This window comes from Variovorax sp. M-6 (assembly GCF_052114385.1).
In the GTDB taxonomy this organism is placed as follows: domain Bacteria; phylum Pseudomonadota; class Gammaproteobacteria; order Burkholderiales; family Burkholderiaceae_C; genus Variovorax.
The window spans coordinates 1-19392 of record NZ_JBFREQ010000031.1; the positions used below are offsets into that span (position 1 = coordinate 1).

Genomic DNA, 19392 nt, shown 5'->3' on the forward strand with positions numbered 1-19392 from the left:
GGAGACCTACGCCAGGCTCAAGCCCAAGTACGGCCACTGGGTGATCTTCGACCACTGCATGCCCTTCGACGTCAGCCGTGCCTACGACGAGGCCTCGGGCCATGCCGACCCGCGCATCTGGACCGCCGAGCGCGACGTCGACATGTGGAGGACGCTCGAGGGTTGAGCGTCCGGCTCGCAACCGGTATGGGCCGTGGGTCGCGCGTGGTGGCGAGCGGACCTCGGCATATCGGTGGCCTCTCGCGATACGGCTACGATGATGGGGTCATCCCGCTTGCATGCGAATCAGGCAATCCTGGAGCCTCGTTGATGTTGACCCACTTTGATGCTTCGACCGTTCGCGAAAGCGAGCGCTTCTCGTACTGGCATGAAGAAATCTGCCGAAACTTCTGTCGTGCGGAGACCAAGCCTGTGCGTCCCGGTGCGTTCAACGCACAGTTGTCGCGGACGTCACTCGGGTGCATCGAGCTCAGCCACATCGACTGCGAGCCGCTGCGATACGAGCGCGCGTCCTCCGACGTGCGCTCGTCGCCGAGCGACGACTTCCTTCTCAGCGTGTTGTGCGAAGGCGAAGGCCATCTGCAGCAGCGCGGCAGGATGGCGCTCCAGCGTCCAGGCGATCTGGTCGTCTACGACACGGCGCAGTCCTTCTCCTATGCGTTCCCGGAGCGCTACCGGATGGTGCTCCTGAAGATTCCGCGCCGCGCGATGCTGGCGCGCGTGCCGGAGGTCGAACGGATGACCTCGCTGGTGATCGACGGGAAGACTCCGCTCGGCGGCCTGGCGGCGAGCATGGTCCGCAATGCCGCCACGCTCGACTTGGTCGACGGCGCTGCGGCGGCGAAAGTGGGAACGTCGATCGTCGATGTGATTTCGGCGGCGATGGATGTGGAACTCGCAGGGGCGGACGCGGCGCCCGACCGCCGCACCATGCTGTTGCGGCGCGCGCAGGACTGCATCCGGGCCAATCTGGACGATCCAGAACTGGACGTCGACCGCATCGCTGCGGCGCTCTGCGTTTCAAGCAGCACGCTGGCGCGACTGTTCTCAGGTCACGGGACCACCGTCATGCGATGGCTATGGGAGCAGCGGCTCGAAGCGGCGCACCGCACCCTGGTCGAGGGACGTGCCAGGCAGGTCACCGAAGTTGCGCTCTCCTGTGGGTTCAGCAGCTTCTCCCACTTCAGCCGCAGCTTCAAGGCCCGATTCGGGCACTCGCCCCATACCCTGATCGGGAGCCGCGGCGCGACGACGCCCTGAGCCTGAGTCCGTCCGGGGCGGGCAGGCAGCCCGCTGGCTGACGAGTCCGTTCTGCCTGTCTCAGGCAAGTGCAATTGACCGACGCAGGCGAGCGCTGGCCGCCGGCAATTCCTAAAGTTCACCCCAAGGTTGTTCCTCGGTCCCGGGCCGCTGGCACGAAGCGCCGGAGGACACCAACGAACCGAAGGAACACAGCGGCTGTGACTGCGCAATGTACCGGGGCCATGGTCCTTGACGTCGATGGAAAGGTGCTCCATGCGACGGGAGCCGCCTGCAGGGTGGCGGTGCAGCGACAGCTGTGTGACTACGTGCTGCGCCGGGCCATCGTCTCGGGCGTCGTGCCATTGGCGATGCCCGGTGGTCCGCACAGCGTGCAGTTCCTTCGAGGCGTCGACACCGACATTGTTCTGTTGTTCAGCGCCAGCCCCATCGATCCGTCCGATGTCATTCACCCGCACCAAGGAGATTTCCAATGAACGAAGCCCTCATCCAGACCTACCGTCGCGGCGCACGCGCAGCCGCGCTCGGCGCAGCATTCGCCGCACTGTCCCTCAGTGGTCTGGCCGACGCCCAGGAATCCGTCACCATGGGCAAGGGCGTCGACATGTCCACGTTGTGCGGGACCAAGCCGACGGTCGTCGGTCTCACCGACGGATACGGCGGCGACACCTGGCGCAAGATCGCCGAGGCCGAGTTTCGCGACGAGGCTTCCAAGTGCAAGAACATCACGAAGATCATCTACGCCAACGCGAACGGCGACCAGCAAAAGGGCAACAGCGACATCAACAGCATGGTTGCGCAGGGTGTCAACGTGCTGATTGCGTTCACCGACTTCGGTGACGCGATGCTGCCCGCAGTGCGCAAGGCGCAGAAGGCCGGGGTGACCGTCGTGCCGTACTTTTCCAAGATTGCAGGTATGCCTGGCAAGGACTATGCGGCCAACGTCTATCAAGACCAGGTTCGCGTGGGTCAGATCTGGGCCGACTGGATGGGTGCGAACCTGAAGACCGGCAATGTCGTCTTTCTGGGCGGCACTGCAGGCGCCACGTCCTCGCAACGCTTCATGGATGGCTTCTCGGGCCAGCTCAAGAAGTATCCTGGCCTGAAGCTGGTGGATACCAACTACATCGTGACCAACTGGAATCCGGCGGACGGCCAGAAGGCCGTCGCGGGCCTGATCGCCAAACACGGAAAGATCGACGGCATTGCCTCGGACTACGGTGTCACGACGCTGGCGGCCATCAAGGCCTTCGAACAGGCGGGACTGCCGATTCCGGTTCAGGCCACGCTGGCGAGCAACAACGACATCAACTGCAAGTACCTGCAGGCCAAGAAGGCGGGCAAGTCCTGGCCGTACTTTTCGCTGGACGGAACCACGTCGACCGTGCGCTATGCGCTGCGTCGCGGCATGGCCGAGTACCAGGGCACGAGCAACCCCGAATCGGCGGGCGTCGTGCCGTACCTCTACATCGACAGCGCCAAGGGCCTGGACCCCAAGTGCGATCCGACGGCTCCGCCGGACGCGGACCTGTCGTCGGGCTTGCCGACGGACAAGCTGAACGCGCTTTTCAAGAAGTGATGCGCGAGCGTGATGGCGACGAGGCTCCACGGTGATGAATCCAAGTAACGAAACCCTGCTCCAGCTGGACGGCGTGACCAAGCTGTTCCCAGGCGTCAAGGCGCTCGATGCCGTGACCTTCTCGGTCCGCGCAGGCGAAGTGCACGGCCTGGTCGGTGAGAACGGCGCAGGGAAGTCCACCTTGATGGGCGTGGCGTCGGGAGCCCTGATGGCCGACGGCGGGGCGGTCACGCTCTGCGCGCGCATCGTGCGCGGCGATCCGGAGCTCGCTCGCGAACTCGGCCTGGCGATCGTCCGGCAGGAGCCGGCACTGATGCCGGACCTGACGGTCGCGGAGAACCTCTATCTCGGCGTGCCGCTGCGTTGCCGCCCGTCGCTCTCGCAGCTCGCTCCTTGGGCGACCGGATTGCTCAGGCGCTGGAGCGACGACGTCGCCATCGATCCTCGCGACCGTGTCGTGACGCTGGGTCCGGAGCATCGCTTCATCGTGGAGATCGTGAAGGCGCTGGCGGCCGAGCCCATGGTTCTGGTGCTGGACGAGCCGACGGAGCATCTCCTGGCCGAGGACGTCGATCGCTTGTTCAAGCACGTTCGCGCGGTGACGGCCAGGGGCGCGTGTGTCGTGTACATCTCGCACCGCATCCGCGAGGTGCAGCAGATCGCCGACCGCCTGACCGTGCTGCGCGATGGACAGGGCCAGGGCACCTACGACGCTTCGAGCCTGAGCGAGCAGCAGATCGTCGAACTCATCGTGGGTGGAGAGCTCGATCGCGAATTTCCGGCGAAGGCCGTCGCTCCCCAGGCGGGCGTGGCGCTTCGCGTCGATGCCCTCGACGGCCCCGGCTTCGCCAACGTCGCCATGCGGGTGGGGCGGGGTGAGATCGTCGGGCTGGCCGGCATCGACGGCAACGGGCAACGCGAACTGCTGCGCGCACTCTCCGGCATCGTCACCTCCAAGGGGCTCCTGGAAGTCGACGGGCGGGCGGTGCGCATTCGCACGCCGGACGATGCGGCGGCGGCAGGCATCCGGCTCCTGCCCGGCGACCGTCATCGCGAAGGGATCTTCGCCGAACTGTCGGTGCGGGAGAACTTCTCGATGCGCAGCCTCGGCCTTGACCTGGTCGGCGGCCTGCTGAGCAAGCGAAGCGAGAGCCGGCGTACGCGCGACGCCGTGGCGCGGTTCGCCGTCAAGACGCCGACGACGGAGACGCCGATCGGATCTTTGTCGGGCGGGAATCAGCAAAAGCTGGTGCTGGCGAGCGTGCTGGCGAGCCAACCGGTGGTGATGCTGGTCGACGAGCCTACGCAGGGGGTCGACGTCGGCGCCCGGATGGAGATCTACAAGACGCTGCGAGCGACCGCCGCGAGCGGCGTCGGGATCGTCGTCGTTTCGTCGGATGCCCATGAAGTCGCCGGCTTGTGCGACCGGGTCCTCATCTTCTCGCGTGGAAAGATCGCGAAGGAGCTGGCGGGGGCGGAGGTGTCCGAGCACAACATCACGTCGGCAGTTCTGACCTCGACGACGGTTCGCGAGCGTGCGCCCGGCGGGGTCTCGGGATTCTGGAAATGGGCGTCCGGCGATCTGGCGCCGATCGTGATGCTGACACTTGCCGTGCTGCTGCTCGGCGCCTATGCAGCGGCGGTCAACGAGTTCTATCTGACCGCGCGAAACTGGAGCGGCGTGCTCCCACTGATCGCAACGCTCGCGCTCGTCGCCTTCGGCCAGCAACTGCTCATGCTGGTGGGTGGTATCGATCTCTCCGTGGGGCCGCTCATGGGTCTGGTGGTCGTCGTGCAGTCCTTCTTCCTGGTCACGGATGCGGGCGCCGGACAGCAGGCGATCGGCTGGGCGCTGGTGTTGGGCGTCGCGCTGGCTGTGGGGTTCCTGAACTGGCTCCTGGTCGATCCGGTCGGCCTGCACCCCATGGTGGCCACGCTGGCGACCTACATGGCGGTCCAGGCGGTTTCGCTGATCTTGCGACCGGTGCCTGGCGGATTGATCGCGGACGACGTGATGGAGGGGATCGGCGCGAGCATCGGCTTCGTGCCCGTCGCGATGATCGCGGTCGGTGTCCTGGCCTTGCTTCTGGAGTTCGGCTTGTTCCGAAGCAGATGGGGCCTGTCCTTTCGCGGCTTCGGTTCGAAGCCCGAGGCGGCACGCGTCGCGGGCATCCATCCCCGGTGGACGATGATGGCGGCGTACATGGGTTGTTCGCTGCTCGCGGGTATCGCCGCGATCCTCATGATGGCGCAGGTGGGTTCCGGGGACGCGACGGCGGGGGTGAACTACACCTTGGCCAGCATCGCTGCCGTGGTGATCGGCGGGGCGAGTCTTTTCGGCGGCCGGGGTTCCTTTGTCGGTGCGCTGCTCGGCGCGCTCCTGATCACCCAGGTCAACGTCGTCACCACCTTCCTGGGGCTCACCGACGCCTGGCAGGCCTACCTGCTCGGCGGGATGATCCTGGCCTCCGTCGCGTTGTACTCCAAGAGCCGTGAAATGGCGGTGGCACGATGAACACCACGATCCCGAACACTCTGAGTGCGGCGAAGTCCAGCGTGGCTTCAGTCCAGGTCGGGCGACGCAGCCGTTCCCCGCGGGTCGGCGAGTTCGGCTGGATCTGGGTCGGAACCGTCGTCCTGTTCGCGATCAGCGCATGGCTCGCACCCGGCACGTTGACGAAGGGGTCGCTCCTGGCGATGCTGCCCTTCGCCGGCATCCTGGCACTCGTCGCCACCGGCGAGACGGTCGTGATCCAGCAGCGCGGTCTCGACATGTCGGCAGCCGGCATGGTCTCGCTGGCGGGCGTACTGGCCGCGGTATTCGGCTATGCCAGCGGCTCGACGATCGTGGCCGTCGGCGGGGCCTTGATCTGCGGGGCCGTTGTCGGGGCCGCCAACGGATTCCTGTGCGCGCGGCTGAACATCACGCCCCTGGTGGCGACGCTCGCCGTCAACGCTCTGCTGATCGGCGGGGTGCGATCCCTGACCGGCAACGCGCCGATCTCGGCACCTGAGAGCATCCAGGCCTTTTCCCATTCAAGCCTGCTCGGATTGCCCAACAGCCTTTGGCTGGCCGTGCTGTTCATTGCCGTGGTTGCCGTCATGACCAGGCGCACGCCCCTGGGTCGCCGTTTCGTCGGCGTCGGCGTGAATCCGCGCGCGGCGTCGGCGGCCGGCATCGCGGTCCTCCGATACCAGATCGGCGCCTATGTGGTCTCCGGCCTTTGCTTCGCCGTGGCGGGGATCCTTCTGGCGGGCTACATCGGCAATGCGTCCCATACGGCCGGCAACGACTATTTGCTGCCTGCCATCGCTGCCGTGGTGGTGGGCGGCACGCCCTTCACGGGTGGCCGAGGCAGCGTGGTCGCAAGCGGCGTCGCCGCCCTCTTCATGGCTCAGCTTGGCCAACTGGTTCTGGCGCTGGGCGCGGGCCCCGCCGTGCAGCTCCTGGTGCAGGCACTCGCGATCCTGCTCGCGACCACCATTCGCCTGCTTCCCTCGCTCTTCAAGAGAAGACACTGAAAATGCGCTCGCCAACTTCCGAAGCCGCCCCTCAAATGGCGGAAGGTCTGCACTATCTGGAGCTGAGGGACCTTGCCCGGCTCATCCGCTCGAAGCAGGTTTCGCCCGTCGAGATCACAGCGGCCATGCTGGGCCGAATCGACGAGGTGGATCCGCGGCTTCACGCCTATGTTCGCGTCATGGCCGATTCCGCCATGGAGAGCGCCCGTGCGGCGGAAAGAGACATCGCGGCGGGGAGATGGCGTGGCCCTTTGCACGGCGTACCCATCGCGATCAAGGACATCTTCTGGACCAAGGGTGTTCCTACCGCTGCCGGGATGGCGATGCATCAGGGATTCACAGGCGCGGAAGATGCGACCGTCGTGCGTCGCCTGAGAGAGGCGGGAGCCGTGCTTCTTGGCAAGCTCACCCTGACTGAAGGCGTCTATGCAGAGCATCGCCCGCCCTACGACGCGCCGCGCAATCCGTGGAATGGATCGTTCTGGTCCGGCGCATCGTCCAGCGGCAGCGGCGTCGCGGTGGCCGCCGGCCTGTGCTTCGCCGCATTGGCGTCCGAGACCGGCGGCTCGATCAAGTTGCCCTCTGCGGCGAGCGGAGTGACCGGTCTGAAACCGACGTGGGGACGCGTCAGCCGGCATGGCGTGTTCGAGCTGGCCGCGAGCCTGGATCATGTCGGGACCATCGCACGAAGCGCAGCGGATGCCGCTGTCATGCTGGGCGCGATTGCCGGAGCCGACCCCCAGGACAGCACTGCGTCTCACCAGCCGGTTCCGGACTATCTGCAGTCCCTGGACCAGGGCGTGCGAGAGCTCCGGATCGGTCTGGACGAGGCCTGGGTGCGGGAAGGCGTCGACGAAGGGACGTCGTACGCGCTCGACGGGGCGCTCGCCACGCTCGAGGACCTGGGCGCATCGCTCCAGCCGGTGCGGCTTCCCGATGGCAACGACATGATCTGGGATTGGTTCGGCGTCTGTGCGGTGGAAACGGCGCTCGCGCATGAAGGCACGTACCCGTCCCGTGAGGCGGAGTACGGGCCGGCCCTGGCCGACTTGCTCAAGATGGGGCATTCCATGACGGCATTGCAGCACCAGCGTCTGCTGCAGCGGCGCGATGCGTTCTCGCGCGCACTGGATGCGGTGTTCGAGCGGGTGGACCTGATCGCGCTGCCAGTGCTTTCCTTCCCCGCGCCGAGCTTGGAGCGCATGTCGCGGATCGATGACGACCTCATCGCGGGGCTGCATCGCTTCACGTGCCCCTTCAACATGTCGGGCCATCCGGGCATCGTGCTGCCTTGCGGATTCACCGCGGAACGCACCCCCATCGTCTTTCAACTGATCGGGCGGCGGTTTGCGGAGGCGCAATTGCTCTCGGCTGGACACGCCTTTCAGATGAACACGGGCTGGCACCACGTGCATCCGTCATCGTGAACTGCTCGCGCTATTCATAAATAGACCGACACGTCGGGCGGCACGCTGCACGCTGGAAGTTCGACGGCCATGGACTGCGCGGCATCGAGCACGCCCTTGCTCACAGCGCACCGGGCTATTGCGCCAACTCGGCGCGCGCATCGCGTTCCCGCCGCCATGCGCCGGGCGGCATGCCGACCAGGCGTTTGAAGGCCCGCGCGAACGCCGCTTCGGATTCGTAGCCGACGTCGAGCGCAATCGCGGCGACCGTGGCGCGGGTTTCGAGCAGCTGGCGCGCCGCCGCCTGCACGCGCCATAGCGCCAGATAGTGGATCGGCGGCATGCCGATCAGGTGGACGAAGCGTTCGTGCAGTGCCGAGCGCGAGAGACCGACGCACCGTCCGAGTTCGTCGATGGTCCAGTCCTGCGCGGGCTGCTCGTGGATCAATGCGAGCGTCCGGCCGACATAGCGGTCGCGCAAGCCCGCAAGCCAGCCCGCGCTCTGCGCGGGCAGGTGGTCGGCGTAGCGACGCACGGCATCCACGAACATCATTTCGCTCATGCGCGCGAGCATCGCCTCGCCGCCTGGACGCCGCGCATGCGACTCGGCCACCGCCTGCTGGGTGAACTTCGCGATCCAGGCGTCGCCCTCGGTGGCGCGCAAGTGCATCAGGTGGGGCAGCGCAGCGATCAGCGGATTGAAAGGCTGCAGGTCGCAACCGAGGAACCCGCAGACGATGGTCGCGTCCGCATCCGGATCGGGCGGCGCCGAATGCACGACGTTCCGGCCGTTGTAGGCAAGGCGCAGAGGCAGTTGATCGACTTGCGCGTGCGCGCCGGGGAACCAGCTGAAATCGCTGTCGCCGCGCATTCCGGGCGCGCTCGACACCACGTGGGCATCCCCGTGCGGGAACATCACGACATCGCCGGCGAAAAGCTGCACCGACGGCCCGCCGGGAATCCCGGCCCAGCAGCTGCCCTGCGCGACCGCGTGGTACTCGATCACATGGTCGACGCCGTGCATCAGCAGGGGCGCGAGTTCCTTCGCCGACGGAGCCTCTGCGGCCCACTCGCTGTTGCCGCTGATGCTGAAGAACACCGCGCCGCGCAGGCGCACGCCGCGCAGCACATCCGACAGCGTGTCCTGGCTCATCGGGGGGTCACCGCGGCGCTTCGGTCAAGGCGGCCGGACGCTCGGTCAACCCCGAGCATCGCGCGCGAACAAAGAAGGACGCGCAATCAAGTGCCGAGGACCCGCGGTCAAGCGCCGGATCGCGCAGGAAAAAAGAATGGGTCCACCCGTTGCGACCGAGGCGCGGCGGCATGTCCCTCAATGCATTCATTTCAGGAGCACTCCATGCAGTCTTTGACTTACCTTACGCTGGACAAGGACGTCCGGCAAGTCCGGCAGGCGGACGTCGATGCATTCGCCGCGCAGATCAGTGGAGGCGTGCTCGGGATGGCCGATGCCGGGTATGACGAAGCCCGCAAGGTCTGGAACGGGACCATCGATCGCCGCCCCGGGCTGATCGCCCGCTGCCTCACGGAAGGCGATGTGCAGGCCGGCGTGCGTTTCGCCGCCGCCCACCGGATGCTCCTGAGCGTGCGCGGCGGCGGCCATCACATCGCGGGCAACGCGGTGGCCGAAGGCGGACTCATGCTCGACCTCTCGGCCATGCGGACGGTCCAGATCGACGCTGCGAAGCGGACCGCGCGTGTCGCCGCCGGCTCGTTGCTCGGCGACCTCGATCGCGAATCGCAAGCCCACGGCCTGGCGACGCCGCTCGGCATCAATTCCACCACCGGCGTTGCGGGACTCACCCTCGGGGGAGGCTTCGGCTGGCTGACACGCCGCTATGGCATGACCGTCGACAACCTGCTGAGCGCCACGGTGGTGACCGCTGACGGCACCGTGCGCGTCGCCTCCGCCACTTCCGAGCCCGACCTGTTCTGGGCCTTGCGCGGCGGCGGCGGCAACTTCGGCGTGGTGACGTCGTTCGAGTTCCAGCTGCATCCGGTGGGGCCCGAGCTCTACGCCGGCCTGGTCGTCTACCCGTTCGCACAGGCCCGGCAGGTGCTGCGCGCGTGGCGCGACTTCAACACCGGCGCGCCCGATGAACTGAGCGTCTGGGCGGTGATGCGCAAGGCGCCGCCGCTGCCGTTCCTTCCGGCGTCGGCCCACGGCACCGAGGTGGTGGTCTTTCCGCTCGTCTACTGTGGCGACGTCGCGGCCGGCGAGCGTGCGGCCGCCCCGGTGCTGAAGTTCGGCGATCCGATCGGTACCGCGCTGGGGCCCACGCCCTATGCCGGGTTCCAGACCGCCTTCGACCCGCTGCTGGCCGCCGGCAGCCGCAACTACTGGAAGTCGAACAACTTCAACCGGCTGACCGACCAGGCGCTCGACGTCGTGATCGAATCCGTCAACCGCCTGCCGGGACCGGAGTGCGAGATCTTCATCGCGCAACTCGGCGGTGCGATGGCGCGCGTGAAGCCTGCGGCCACGGCCTTTGTCGGCCGCGATGCGCACTACATCATGAACGTGCATGGCCGCTGGTCCGACGCGGGCGACGATGAGCGGGTGCGTGCCTGGGCGCGCCGGGCCTTCGAGGAGGCCGCGCCGCACGCCACCGGAAGCGGCTACGTGAACTTCCTGACCGAGGACGAGGCCGAGCGCGTTGCCGCGAGCTATGGCGCGAACCATGAACGGCTCCAGGCCCTGAAGCAGCGCTTCGACCCGGGCAACCTGTTCCGCATGAACCTGAACATCGCGCCTGCGGGCCAGGCCTAGCCATGAGTTGCGTCGACGACCGCGGATGCCGGACCACCGGCGCCACACCGTCCGCCCTGGTGGCGTACGAGCGAGCGCTCGCCGCCTTCCAGAGCTGGCGCGGCGGCGTCGACGCGGAACTTGCCATGGCGCTGCGGGAGTCGCCTGCCTTCGTGATGGCACATGTGCTGCAGGCCTACCTGCTGATCGGCGGCCGCGATCCGCGACGCGTGCAATCGGCGCGGCCGGTGCTTGCGCGCGCCGCCGGGCTGCCGGCCAACCGGCGCGAGCGGCTGCATCTTGCCGCGATCGCCGCGGCGATCGACGACGACTACGAAGGCGCCAAGGAGAGGCTCGGCGAGTTGCTTCGACTGGAGCCGCGGGATGTGCTGGCGCTGCAGGTGGCGCACATGCTCGACTACGTCACCGGCGATGCCGCGCGCATGAGCCATCGCGTGGCGACGGTGCTGCCGGCCTGGTCGCGCGATCTTCCGGGCTACCACGCCGTGCTGGCGATGCATGCCTTCGGGCTCGAGGAAGGCGGCGAGTACGAACGCGCCGAGGCGTTCGCCCACGCGGCGCTGGCCCTGAATCCGATGGACGCCCGGGCGCACCATGTGCTGGCGCATGTGTTCGAGATGACCGAACGGCCCGACGCGGGCGTCCGCTGGCTGAACGCGCACTTCGACTGCTGGGGCGAGCACACCGTCGTGGCGAGCCACTGCTGGTGGCATCTGGCGCTGTTCCGGCTGGCGCAGGGCCGGGTCGACGAAGCGCTGGCGTTGTACGACCGGCGGGTCTGGGCCGCTCCCTCGAACCAGATCGCCGACTTGATCGACGCCGCCGCACTGCTTTGGCGGATCGAACTCTGCGGCGGCGAAACGGGCACGCGCTGGACCGAGCTCGCGGCCGCGTGGGACCCGCACATCGACGACGGCTTCTGCAGCTTCAGCGACCTGCACGCGACGCTGGCATTCGTCGGTGCCCGCGACTGGGACCGGGCGCGGCGCCTCGAGCTGGCGTTGCTCCGGGCGCAGTCGCTGCCGACGCGCCACGGCGAAACGACACGGCAGCTCGGTCTTTCATCGTGCCGCGCGCTGATCGCGTTCGGACGCGGGGACAACGCCCTCGCCACCACGCTGCTGGCGAGCCTGCCGGCGCTGGCCCACCGGCTCGGCGGCAGTCATGCGCAGCGCGACGTGCTCAACCTGACCCTGCTGGAGGCCGTCGAGCGCCTCCGCAAGCCGGCCCGACGGCTGCGCAGGGCGTCGATCCTCGGCGGCCTCGATCGCGTCGCTCAATACTGCACCCCGCGCGTCAACGCGCCGTCGACGACCAAGTGGGTGCCGGTGATGAAGCTCGCCGCCGGGCTCGCGAGAAACACCGCGGCGTTCGCCATTTCCTGGGGCGTGCCCATGCGGCCGGTCGGATTGAGCGCGAGTGCTTCGGCGAAGAACTTCGGGTTGCCTTGCTCGATCTGGTTCCAGACCCCGCTATGGAACGCCGGCAACTCTCAGAAGCTGGGCGCGGCAGGTCCTTCGTCGGGTTGGCGCGCCAGCGCCGCTTCGGCGTCGGCGAACTTGTCGCCGATGTAGACGGCGAGCTTTTCGGCCTCGCCTTCGGTGCGTGTCGGCGATGGCCCGGCCTGCACCGTGTGCTGGCCACAGCCGCTCACGCCCAGGGCGGCGACGAGTCCGGCGGCGGCAAGCGACCGGGAAAGACATGGGTGCATGAAATCTCCTCTGCCTCGCCAGGATCGGATCGGCACGGCGGATATTGGTTGGCATTCCCTCGATCTGCAAGAAAGCAGACGGCCTATGGCCCGACTGTTCGGACTAGGCCCGGCTGGACTTTCGGCTGCCCGTGGCCTTCGTCGACGTCAGCAGGCGAAAATCAGCGCCATGCACCGACACCATCTTCCGCAGCTACGCATCCGCGCGCTTGGCGCTGCTGCCCTGGCAGCCGCCGTCCTGGCGGGCTGCGCCTCCGCGCCGTCGACCGCACCGACACCGCCGACCGGTCCGGCCGCAGCCGCTCGACCGGCGATGCCGCTCCCGGCCCCGAGGCCCGCGGGCGCGGACGATACGGCGCTCCCACAAGGATTCGCACGCTGGGTCGCGGACTTCCGCGCCAGCGCGCGCGAAGCCGGCATCAGCGAGGCAACGCTTCGCGCTGCGTTCGACAACGTGCAGTACCTGCCACGCGTCGTCGAACTGGATCGTGCCCAGCCCGAGTTCACGCGCACGCCCTGGGACTACCTCGACAACACCGTGACGGCCCAGCGCGTCGCGCTGGGCCAGGACAAGCTGCTGCAGATTCGCGGCGAAGCCGATGCGGCGGCCGCGCGCTACGGCGTCCCGCCCGGCATCGTGGTCGCGATCTGGGGCATGGAGAGCAACTACGGCAGCAACTATGGCAGCACCCCGACCATCGACGCGCTGGCGACCCTGGGCTTCGAGGGCCGCCGCGAGGAATGGGCGCGCCGTGAATTGCTCGCGGCCTTGAAGATCCTCGACCGGGGCGACATCGACCGCGACCACATGATCGGCTCCTGGGCGGGTGCCATGGGCCAGACGCAGTTCCTGCCGTCGAACTTCCTGGCCTACGCGGTGGACGCCGACGGCGACGGCCGGCGCGACATCTGGGGCAGCATGGCCGACGTCACGGCGTCGACCGCCAACTTCCTCTCGAAGTCGGGCTGGAAGGCGGGCCAGCCCTGGGGCGTCGAGGTGCAGTTGCCGGCGGGCTTCGACCACGGTCGCGCGGATGCCGCCGTGCGTCAGTCCAGCGCGCAATGGGCCGCCGAGGGCCTGCGAAGCGCGGACGGCCGGCCATTGCCGGACTTTGCCGATGGCTCGATCCTGCTGCCTGCGGGGGCGCGCGGCCCGGCCTTCCTGGTCGGACCCAATTTCCGCGCGATCCTGCGCTACAACAACTCGACCAGCTATGCGCTCGCGGTCGGTCTTCTTTCACAGCGGCTGACCGGCGGCCCCGGCGTGCAGGCGCCCTGGCCGCGCGATCTGACGGCGCTGTCGCGCAGTCAGCTGCTGGAACTGCAGACCGCATTGAACCAGCGCGGTTTTGCCGCCGGCACGCCCGACGGCATGATGGGGCCGGCCACCCGCGACGGGATTCGCCGGTATCAGCGCAGCGTCGGCCTGCCCGCGGACGGCTACCCGAGCGCGGCCGTGCTCCAGCGCTTGCGCGAGCCCTAACCGCCGCCGTGATTCGGCGCCTGCGGGTTCCGGCTACACCGGACCCGCCGGCCTGTCGCCGCGTTCCGAAAGTCTCCGCTCCAAGGCGGCCATTCCGGCAGGGACATTGAGAGCTGCGCCGTTGGCCTCCATGCTCAGCCCCAGCGCATGCAGGGTGCGAAAGAGATGGTGTTCCCTGCATTGCTCGCCCATCTGCCCGATGCGCAGGATGTTGAGGCCGAACGAGCCTGAAATCTCCACCTTGTGCGTGCTCGACATGTGGCCCCGGACGCGGTCCGCCACCACGGCGGCGGGCACGTTGATGCCAACCACCGAGTTCAGGCGGGAGGGTGCCTCGACCAGCAGCGTCAGGCCCATCGCTTCGATGCCGGTCTGGAGCGCCTCGGAACAGACACGATGCCGCCGGAAGCGGGCGGACAGGGTCTCTTCGCAGACCAGGCGGAGTGCCTCGTGCAGCGCGAGGATGCCCGACACCGGCGCGGTGTAGTGGTAGGAGCTCTGGTTCCAGAACTTGTCCGCCAGCTTCGCGTCCAGGCACCAGTGCGGCAAATGGTCCTGGCGCCGTTCGATGGACTCCCAGGCGCTTCGGGAAAACGCAAGCAGCGACACGCCCGGGATCGAAGACAGGCCCTTCTGGCCCCCGGTGATGACGGCATCGATCTGCCAGTGGTCCATGTCGAGCGGCATGGTGCTCAGCGTGCACACGGCATCCACGATGACCAGGCATCCGTGCGCCTTCGCAATTCGCGCGATGTCCTGCAGGTCCCGGTTGAGGACCGTGTTCGATGTCTCGCCCTGGACGATGGTCAGCACGTCGTACTTGCGGGTGCGCAGGCGCGCTTCGATCAGGGCGGGCCGGGCGCTGACGTTGTCCTCGACCGTGAGCACGTCGACACTGCCGCCGACCCGGCGCGCCATCTCCGCCATGCGCTGGCTGAAAAAGCCGTTGGTGACGCTGAGGACGCTCGTGCCCGGGGCCACCAGATTGGTGATGGCCATTTCCATCGCGGCCGACCCGGGGCCCGCCACGCCCAGCACATGCGGCGAGGCGGTCTGGAACACGTAGCGCCCCATGTTCTTCACCTGCTCGATGACCTTGCTCATGGTCTCTCCCAGGTGATTGATGACGATGGAGTTCGCATACGCGACGCGATGGGGAATCGGCACCGGGCCGGCGCCCATCATCAACAGGGGTTCGTCCGGCAGGATGCTTTCGAGAGGACTGATGTGCGGCGGAGGCAGATAGGTCACGAGCTTGCTTGTGGAGGGTTTCTTGGGTGCAGTCGCATGAATTCCGGGGCATGCGACTGGCAGTCTACCCGGGGTACCGGCGCGCGTGCCGGTAGGTCGCACGCTCGAAGGCTTCGTACGTGGCCAGGAAGCGGGGCTCGCCGAACGGCAGCGACTGCGTCATCAGGACCGCCGCGATGTCGCGCACGGGATCGATCCAGTAGTGGGTGTTGAGCACACCGGCCCACCCCTGCGATCCCGGGCCGCGCATGCCGGGTGCGCCATCCTCGAAGCGCATGAACGCAATCCCGTGCGTCTTGCGCGTGCCGGGCAGCAGGTCCACGTCGGCGCTGATCGCCGGTGCCGCCGTCTTGAGCGGCGGCACCTGCAGCGCGCCGATGTGATTGGACAGCATCGTTGCCACGCCGTTCTCGCTGAGAAGGCGACGGCCGTCGAGCGCGCCGCGGTTGAGCACCATGCGCAGAAAGCGCAGGTAGTCGCCGGCCGTGGCGTACAAAGCATGGCCCATGCCGTACACCTCCGGGTTCGGCGGCGGCGAGATCGCAAAGTCGGCGAATCGACCATCCGCGCCGCGGATCTTGACACCGGCGAGCCGGTCGTCCATGGACCGGTCCGGCTCGAAGGCGGTATCGCGCATGCCCAGGGGTTCCAGGATCTCCTCGCGACAGAACTGGTCGATGCGCCGGCCGTCGACAGCCTGCACGACGAGTCCGAGCCAGTCGATGCCGATGCCGTAGTCCCAACGCTCGCCGGGCTCGAAGGTCAGCGGGTAGAACATCGCCGCCTTGGTGCCCGCCAGAACGCCGGGCGAGCCGGTGGCCTGCTGGTAGCGCGAAATGAGCGGATTCCAGAACTCGTACGTGAGGCCGGAGGTGTGGGTCGCGAGCTGGCGCACCGTGGCGCGACGCGCCGGCGTGCGCAACACCGGGCCCTCCGGGCCGATGGACTCCAGCAGCCGCATCCGGGCAAACTCGGGCAGCAGCGATTCGACCTCGGCGTCGAGCGACAGCTTGCCGCGGTCCACGAGCAGCATCGCGGCCAGGCCACCGATCGCCTTGGTCATCGAGAAGATGCGAAAGACGGTGTCTTCCCCGGCGGCGCGGCCCGGCTTGGCCTCGCCTGCGCTGCCGCTCCATAGGGTGCCGTCGCTGTTGCCGATCATGGCCACTGCGAATGGCAGGTCTTCGCGCGCCACAGCGCTGCGGATCAATTCGTCGAGTTCGTCGTTCATTCTGTCTCCTTGTCACGGCCCTCGATGCGGGGCCGATACGCGAGGAGTCTAGGAACGCGAACCGGTCGCAATGCGCCGCTGCGTGCCCGTGTGTCGGTCTGTTCGTGCCAGCCGCACGGGCATCGCGCGGACCTCAGAGCCCCGCGGACGCGCGGAAGTCGCGCGGGCCGACGTGGCGCAGACGCCGGAACTGGCGGGCAAAGTGCGAGCCGTCGAGGAAGCCGCAGCGCCGCCCGATCTCGGCAATCGTCAGGTGCCTGAATCTGCGCTCGACCATCAGCCTGGCGGCCTCGTCGATGCGCACCTGCATCAGCGTTCCGGCGAAGGTGTGCTGGTGCGCCGCGAAGGCACGGTGCAGGCTGCGCAGCGAAACCCCGCTGTCGCGCGCGATGTCCGACGCGACCAGCCCTGGCTCCGACAGACGCGCGCGGATCGCCTCGACGCCGCGTTCGAAGGGACCGCGTGGCACCCTGGCATCGAGCCTTTCGCAGCCGCTGGCCAATGCGAGCAGCGCGCCGAGCTGGTCTTCCACCAGTTCGTCGGGCAGCGGCAAGCGGGCCAGTGCACGGGGGACCAGGGCTTCCTTGGCGCCTCGCAAGGCGAGGCCCCAGCCGCCGGTGGCCTGCAGCGGCCTGCCGATGAGCCTGGCCGGGTCGGGAATCCAGCGTTCCAGCCAGCCGATCGGCATCTCCACGGACAGATCGTCCAGCCCCGCACCGAACACGAATTCGTATGGAATCCGCGAGTCGACAAGGACCGACTCGCCCGGCTGCACCAGGTGGTCGTGGCCGGCGTGCCGGATGCGCCACGCGCCAAGAGGCTGCGAGATGAGGTAGTAGGCGTTCTTGTCGCCCCGGGCGATCTCCACGGGGTCGCGGCTCACGCGCTGGGGCGATCCCTGCACCTGGAACGGCACGATGCGTGCGAGCGGGCACAGCTCGATCCGACCGAAGAACTCATGCGGCTCGGTCGGAACCAGATCCATCTCCACGACCGACTGGTGGACCGAGTCCCGCCAATAGCGCGCCCGCTGGTCGGGCGCAACCTCCTCCGTGGATCTGAAGTGCAAGGCTCGCATGCATCCTCCTTCCAGCCGCCGGCCTATTGCTGGCTCGCCTGCAGCATCGCCGCCATCTTCTGATGGATCAGGTTGACCGCCTTCAGGGGCCGCAGCATCACCTTGAACTCGGTGATCTTGCCTTCGTCGTTCCACTTGATCATGTCGACGCCGTTGATGCGGATGCCCTCCAGTTCGAGTTCGAACTCGAGCACCGCGTCGCGCTCGCCCGCGAGCTCTCGAACGTAGCGGAACGACGGGTCGAAGAAGACCTGGAAGGCCGCGGCGAGGTACTTCTTCGTGATGGCCTTGCCGACCTGGGGCGTGTGGACCACCGGCGAATGGAAAGTCGCTTCGTCCGCAAGAAGGGCGTCGAGTCCCTGCGCGTTGCGTTCCTTGACGAGTTGATGCCAGGCGGCGATCGGGCTGGATGACATGAGCGGTTTCCCCCAACAATGCGGATGAGGCCGCGACTCTGCCCCGGACCGGCCGGAAAGACAAGCACCCTCACGCGGCAGAGGCGGTGCGCGAGCGGTCTTTCAGCGCCTTGGATTCCAGCACCTCGCCCAGCATGCGAACGCCTGCATCGATGGCCGCCGCCGGCACGCTGCCGAAGCCCAGCACCAGGCCGTTGTCGCTGACCGGCGTGATCGCGAAGCGGCCGATGGGCGAGGTGCTGACCTGGCGCAGGTCGGCTTCGTGCGCCGCCGCGGTCTCGGACACCTGTGCCGGCAGCCGTGCGATGGTGTGCAGGCCGCCGTGCGTCGGCACGAGGTCGAGCAGGCCGGCGAGGCACCGCTGGCAGGCTTCGGCCAGGGCCTCGTAGCGCTCCAGGTACAGGTGACGCATGCGGCGCAGATGGGCCGAGAAATGGCCCTCGTCGATGAACTCGGCCACCACGGCCTGGGTGTGCGACGGCACGCCCTGTAGGAAGTGGCTCATGATCGTGCGAAAGGTGTCGACCAGGGCCGGCGGCGCCAGCAGATAGCCCAGCCGCAGCGCCGGAAACAGCGATTTGCTGAAGGTGCCGACGTAGATCACCAGGCCGGTCGTGTCCACGCTCTTGAGCGTCGGCAGCGGCCGGCCGCCGAAGAAGAACTCGCCGTCGTAGTCGTCCTCGATGATCCAGGCGCCCGCCCGCTCGGCGGCATGCAGCAGCGCGAAGCGGCGCTCCAGGCTCATCACGCTGCCCAGCGGCTGCTGGTGCGAAGGCGTCACGAAGGCCAGCCGGAAGCGTGGTGCCAGTCGCAGGCCCTCGTCGACGCGCAGGCCTTCGTCGTCGACCGGCACCGGCACCAGTTCGGCACCGGTGGCGATCAGGCTGTTGCGGGCGCCGATGGCGCCGGGGTTCTCGAACCAGATCTTGTCGCCCGGATTCAGCAGCGTCGAGCCGATCAGGTGAAACGCCTGCTGGGCGCCGCCGACGATGAACAGCTGCTCCGGGTCGCAGGTGATGCCGCGGTTGGCGCGCAGGTGCGAGGCGATGGCGCGCCGCAGTTGCACCGAGCCGTTCGGGTCGCCATAGCCCATCAGCTCGTCGCGCCCGCCGCGCAGGTACTTGGCCGACAGCCGCGCCCACTGTGCGACCGGGAATGCGTCGAAGGCCGGCAGCGCCGTGGTGAAGGCGCGCGCCACGTGCGGCAGCCGTTGCCGCGTGCCGAAGCGCTGCACCGCCTGCGTCATCACCGTCGACAGCACCGGCGCCGCCGGCCGCACGGCCGCGGCCTGCGATCGGGCCGGCATCGGACGGCTCGCGCCCAGGGCGGCGCTGACGAAGGTGCCGGCACCGGTGCGCGACTCGACCAGTCCCTCGGCGGCGAGCCGGTCGAACACCTCGATCACCGTCGTGCGCGAAACGCCGAGGTCGCGCGCCAGGGTGCGGCTGGCGGGCAGCCGGTCACCGGCCTGGAAGCCGCCGGTCAGGATCATCTCGCGCAGCGCGACGCAGACCCGGGTGCTCACCGGCTGGTGCGACGCGGGGTCGATGCGCAAGGACAGCAGCAGCGACCCGCCTGCACGTTTGACCATCGCGTCTCCTGATTGTGGTTTTCAAAATGGTATCAGCCAAACATCAGAATGGACCTGTCGTCCAGGCCACTTCGCG

General features: G+C 68.0%; 15 protein-coding genes and 2 pseudogenes. 9 read left to right on the forward strand and 8 right to left on the reverse strand.

The annotated features are described in order from the left end of the window. The 7 genes and pseudogenes from AB4Z46_RS27420 to AB4Z46_RS27450 all read left to right on the forward strand — a co-directional run. Positions 1-166, forward strand: a pseudogene (locus AB4Z46_RS27420) (MBL fold metallo-hydrolase); the annotation flags it as partial. 143 nt (positions 167-309) lie between these two features. Beyond that, positions 310-1260, forward strand: a complete 951-nt coding sequence (locus tag AB4Z46_RS27425) for a helix-turn-helix domain-containing protein (protein ID WP_442286715.1) — start codon at positions 310-312, stop codon at positions 1258-1260. Positions 1261-1484: 224 nt separating this feature from the next. After that, positions 1485-1736, forward strand: a complete 252-nt coding sequence (locus AB4Z46_RS27430) for a hypothetical protein (RefSeq protein ID WP_442286716.1) — start codon at positions 1485-1487, stop codon at positions 1734-1736. Beyond that, on the forward strand, positions 1733-2839 hold the full coding sequence (locus AB4Z46_RS27435) for a substrate-binding domain-containing protein (protein WP_442286717.1): 1107 nt from the start codon (positions 1733-1735) through the stop codon (positions 2837-2839). The genes AB4Z46_RS27430 and AB4Z46_RS27435 overlap by 4 nt, the downstream gene beginning before the upstream one ends. A gap of 34 nt (positions 2840-2873) precedes the next feature. Beyond that, entirely contained in the window at positions 2874-5354 is a 2481-nt protein-coding gene (locus AB4Z46_RS27440; protein WP_442286718.1) for an ATP-binding cassette domain-containing protein, read from the forward strand. Beyond that, a complete protein-coding gene (locus AB4Z46_RS27445; RefSeq protein WP_442286719.1) occupies positions 5351-6361 on the forward strand; it encodes an ABC transporter permease in 1011 nt (336 codons plus the stop codon). The genes AB4Z46_RS27440 and AB4Z46_RS27445 overlap by 4 nt, the downstream gene beginning before the upstream one ends. A 35-nt stretch (positions 6362-6396) precedes the next feature. Further along, positions 6397-7788 carry an amidase gene (locus AB4Z46_RS27450; RefSeq protein ID WP_442286720.1) on the forward strand — a complete coding sequence of 464 codons (1392 nt, stop codon included), beginning with the start codon at positions 6397-6399 and terminating at the stop codon, positions 7786-7788. 115 nt (positions 7789-7903) lie between these two features. On the opposite strand, the gene AB4Z46_RS27455 is transcribed toward AB4Z46_RS27450, so the two are convergent. Further along, positions 7904-8920 (reverse strand): AraC family transcriptional regulator, encoded by a 1017-nt coding sequence (locus AB4Z46_RS27455; RefSeq protein ID WP_442286721.1) that lies wholly within the window; start codon positions 8918-8920, stop codon positions 7904-7906. 204 nt (positions 8921-9124) lie between these two features. Between AB4Z46_RS27455 and AB4Z46_RS27460 the strand changes: the two genes are divergently transcribed. After that, positions 9125-10555: an FAD-binding oxidoreductase gene (locus AB4Z46_RS27460; protein WP_442286722.1), complete on the forward strand. Its 1431-nt coding sequence runs from the start codon at positions 9125-9127 to the stop codon at positions 10553-10555. 1276 nt (positions 10556-11831) lie between these two features. Here the strand turns inward: AB4Z46_RS27460 and AB4Z46_RS27465 are convergent. Both AB4Z46_RS27465 and AB4Z46_RS27470 read right to left on the reverse strand, forming a co-directional pair. Continuing rightward, positions 11832-11975, reverse strand: a pseudogene (locus tag AB4Z46_RS27465) (SDR family oxidoreductase); the annotation flags it as partial. 72 nt (positions 11976-12047) lie between these two features. Next, positions 12048-12266 carry a hypothetical protein gene (locus AB4Z46_RS27470; protein ID WP_442286723.1) on the reverse strand — a complete coding sequence of 73 codons (219 nt, stop codon included), beginning with the start codon at positions 12264-12266 and terminating at the stop codon, positions 12048-12050. 169 nt (positions 12267-12435) lie between these two features. Here AB4Z46_RS27470 and AB4Z46_RS27475 point away from each other — a divergent pair, with 169 nt between their 5' ends. After that, complete coding sequence (locus AB4Z46_RS27475; protein WP_442286724.1) at positions 12436-13749, forward strand: lytic murein transglycosylase; 1314 nt, start codon at positions 12436-12438, stop codon at positions 13747-13749. Between the two features lie 33 nt (positions 13750-13782). Here AB4Z46_RS27475 and AB4Z46_RS27480 read toward each other — a convergent pair whose 3' ends face one another. From AB4Z46_RS27480 to pdxR, 5 genes are all read right to left on the reverse strand, one after another. After that, positions 13783-15000: a pyridoxal-phosphate-dependent aminotransferase family protein gene (locus AB4Z46_RS27480; protein WP_442286725.1), complete on the reverse strand. Its 1218-nt coding sequence runs from the start codon at positions 14998-15000 to the stop codon at positions 13783-13785. Between the two features lie 64 nt (positions 15001-15064). Next, positions 15065-16231, reverse strand: a complete 1167-nt coding sequence (locus tag AB4Z46_RS27485) for a serine hydrolase domain-containing protein (protein WP_442286726.1) — start codon at positions 16229-16231, stop codon at positions 15065-15067. Positions 16232-16364: 133 nt separating this feature from the next. Then, a complete protein-coding gene (locus AB4Z46_RS27490; RefSeq protein ID WP_442286727.1) occupies positions 16365-17309 on the reverse strand; it encodes a helix-turn-helix domain-containing protein in 945 nt (314 codons plus the stop codon). Positions 17310-17332: 23 nt separating this feature from the next. Next, complete coding sequence (locus AB4Z46_RS27495) at positions 17333-17725, reverse strand: nuclear transport factor 2 family protein (protein ID WP_442286728.1); 393 nt, start codon at positions 17723-17725, stop codon at positions 17333-17335. A gap of 70 nt (positions 17726-17795) precedes the next feature. Beyond that, a complete protein-coding gene (pdxR, locus tag AB4Z46_RS27500) occupies positions 17796-19316 on the reverse strand; it encodes a MocR-like pyridoxine biosynthesis transcription factor PdxR (protein WP_442286729.1) in 1521 nt (506 codons plus the stop codon). Positions 19317-19392: the final 76 nt, after the last annotated feature.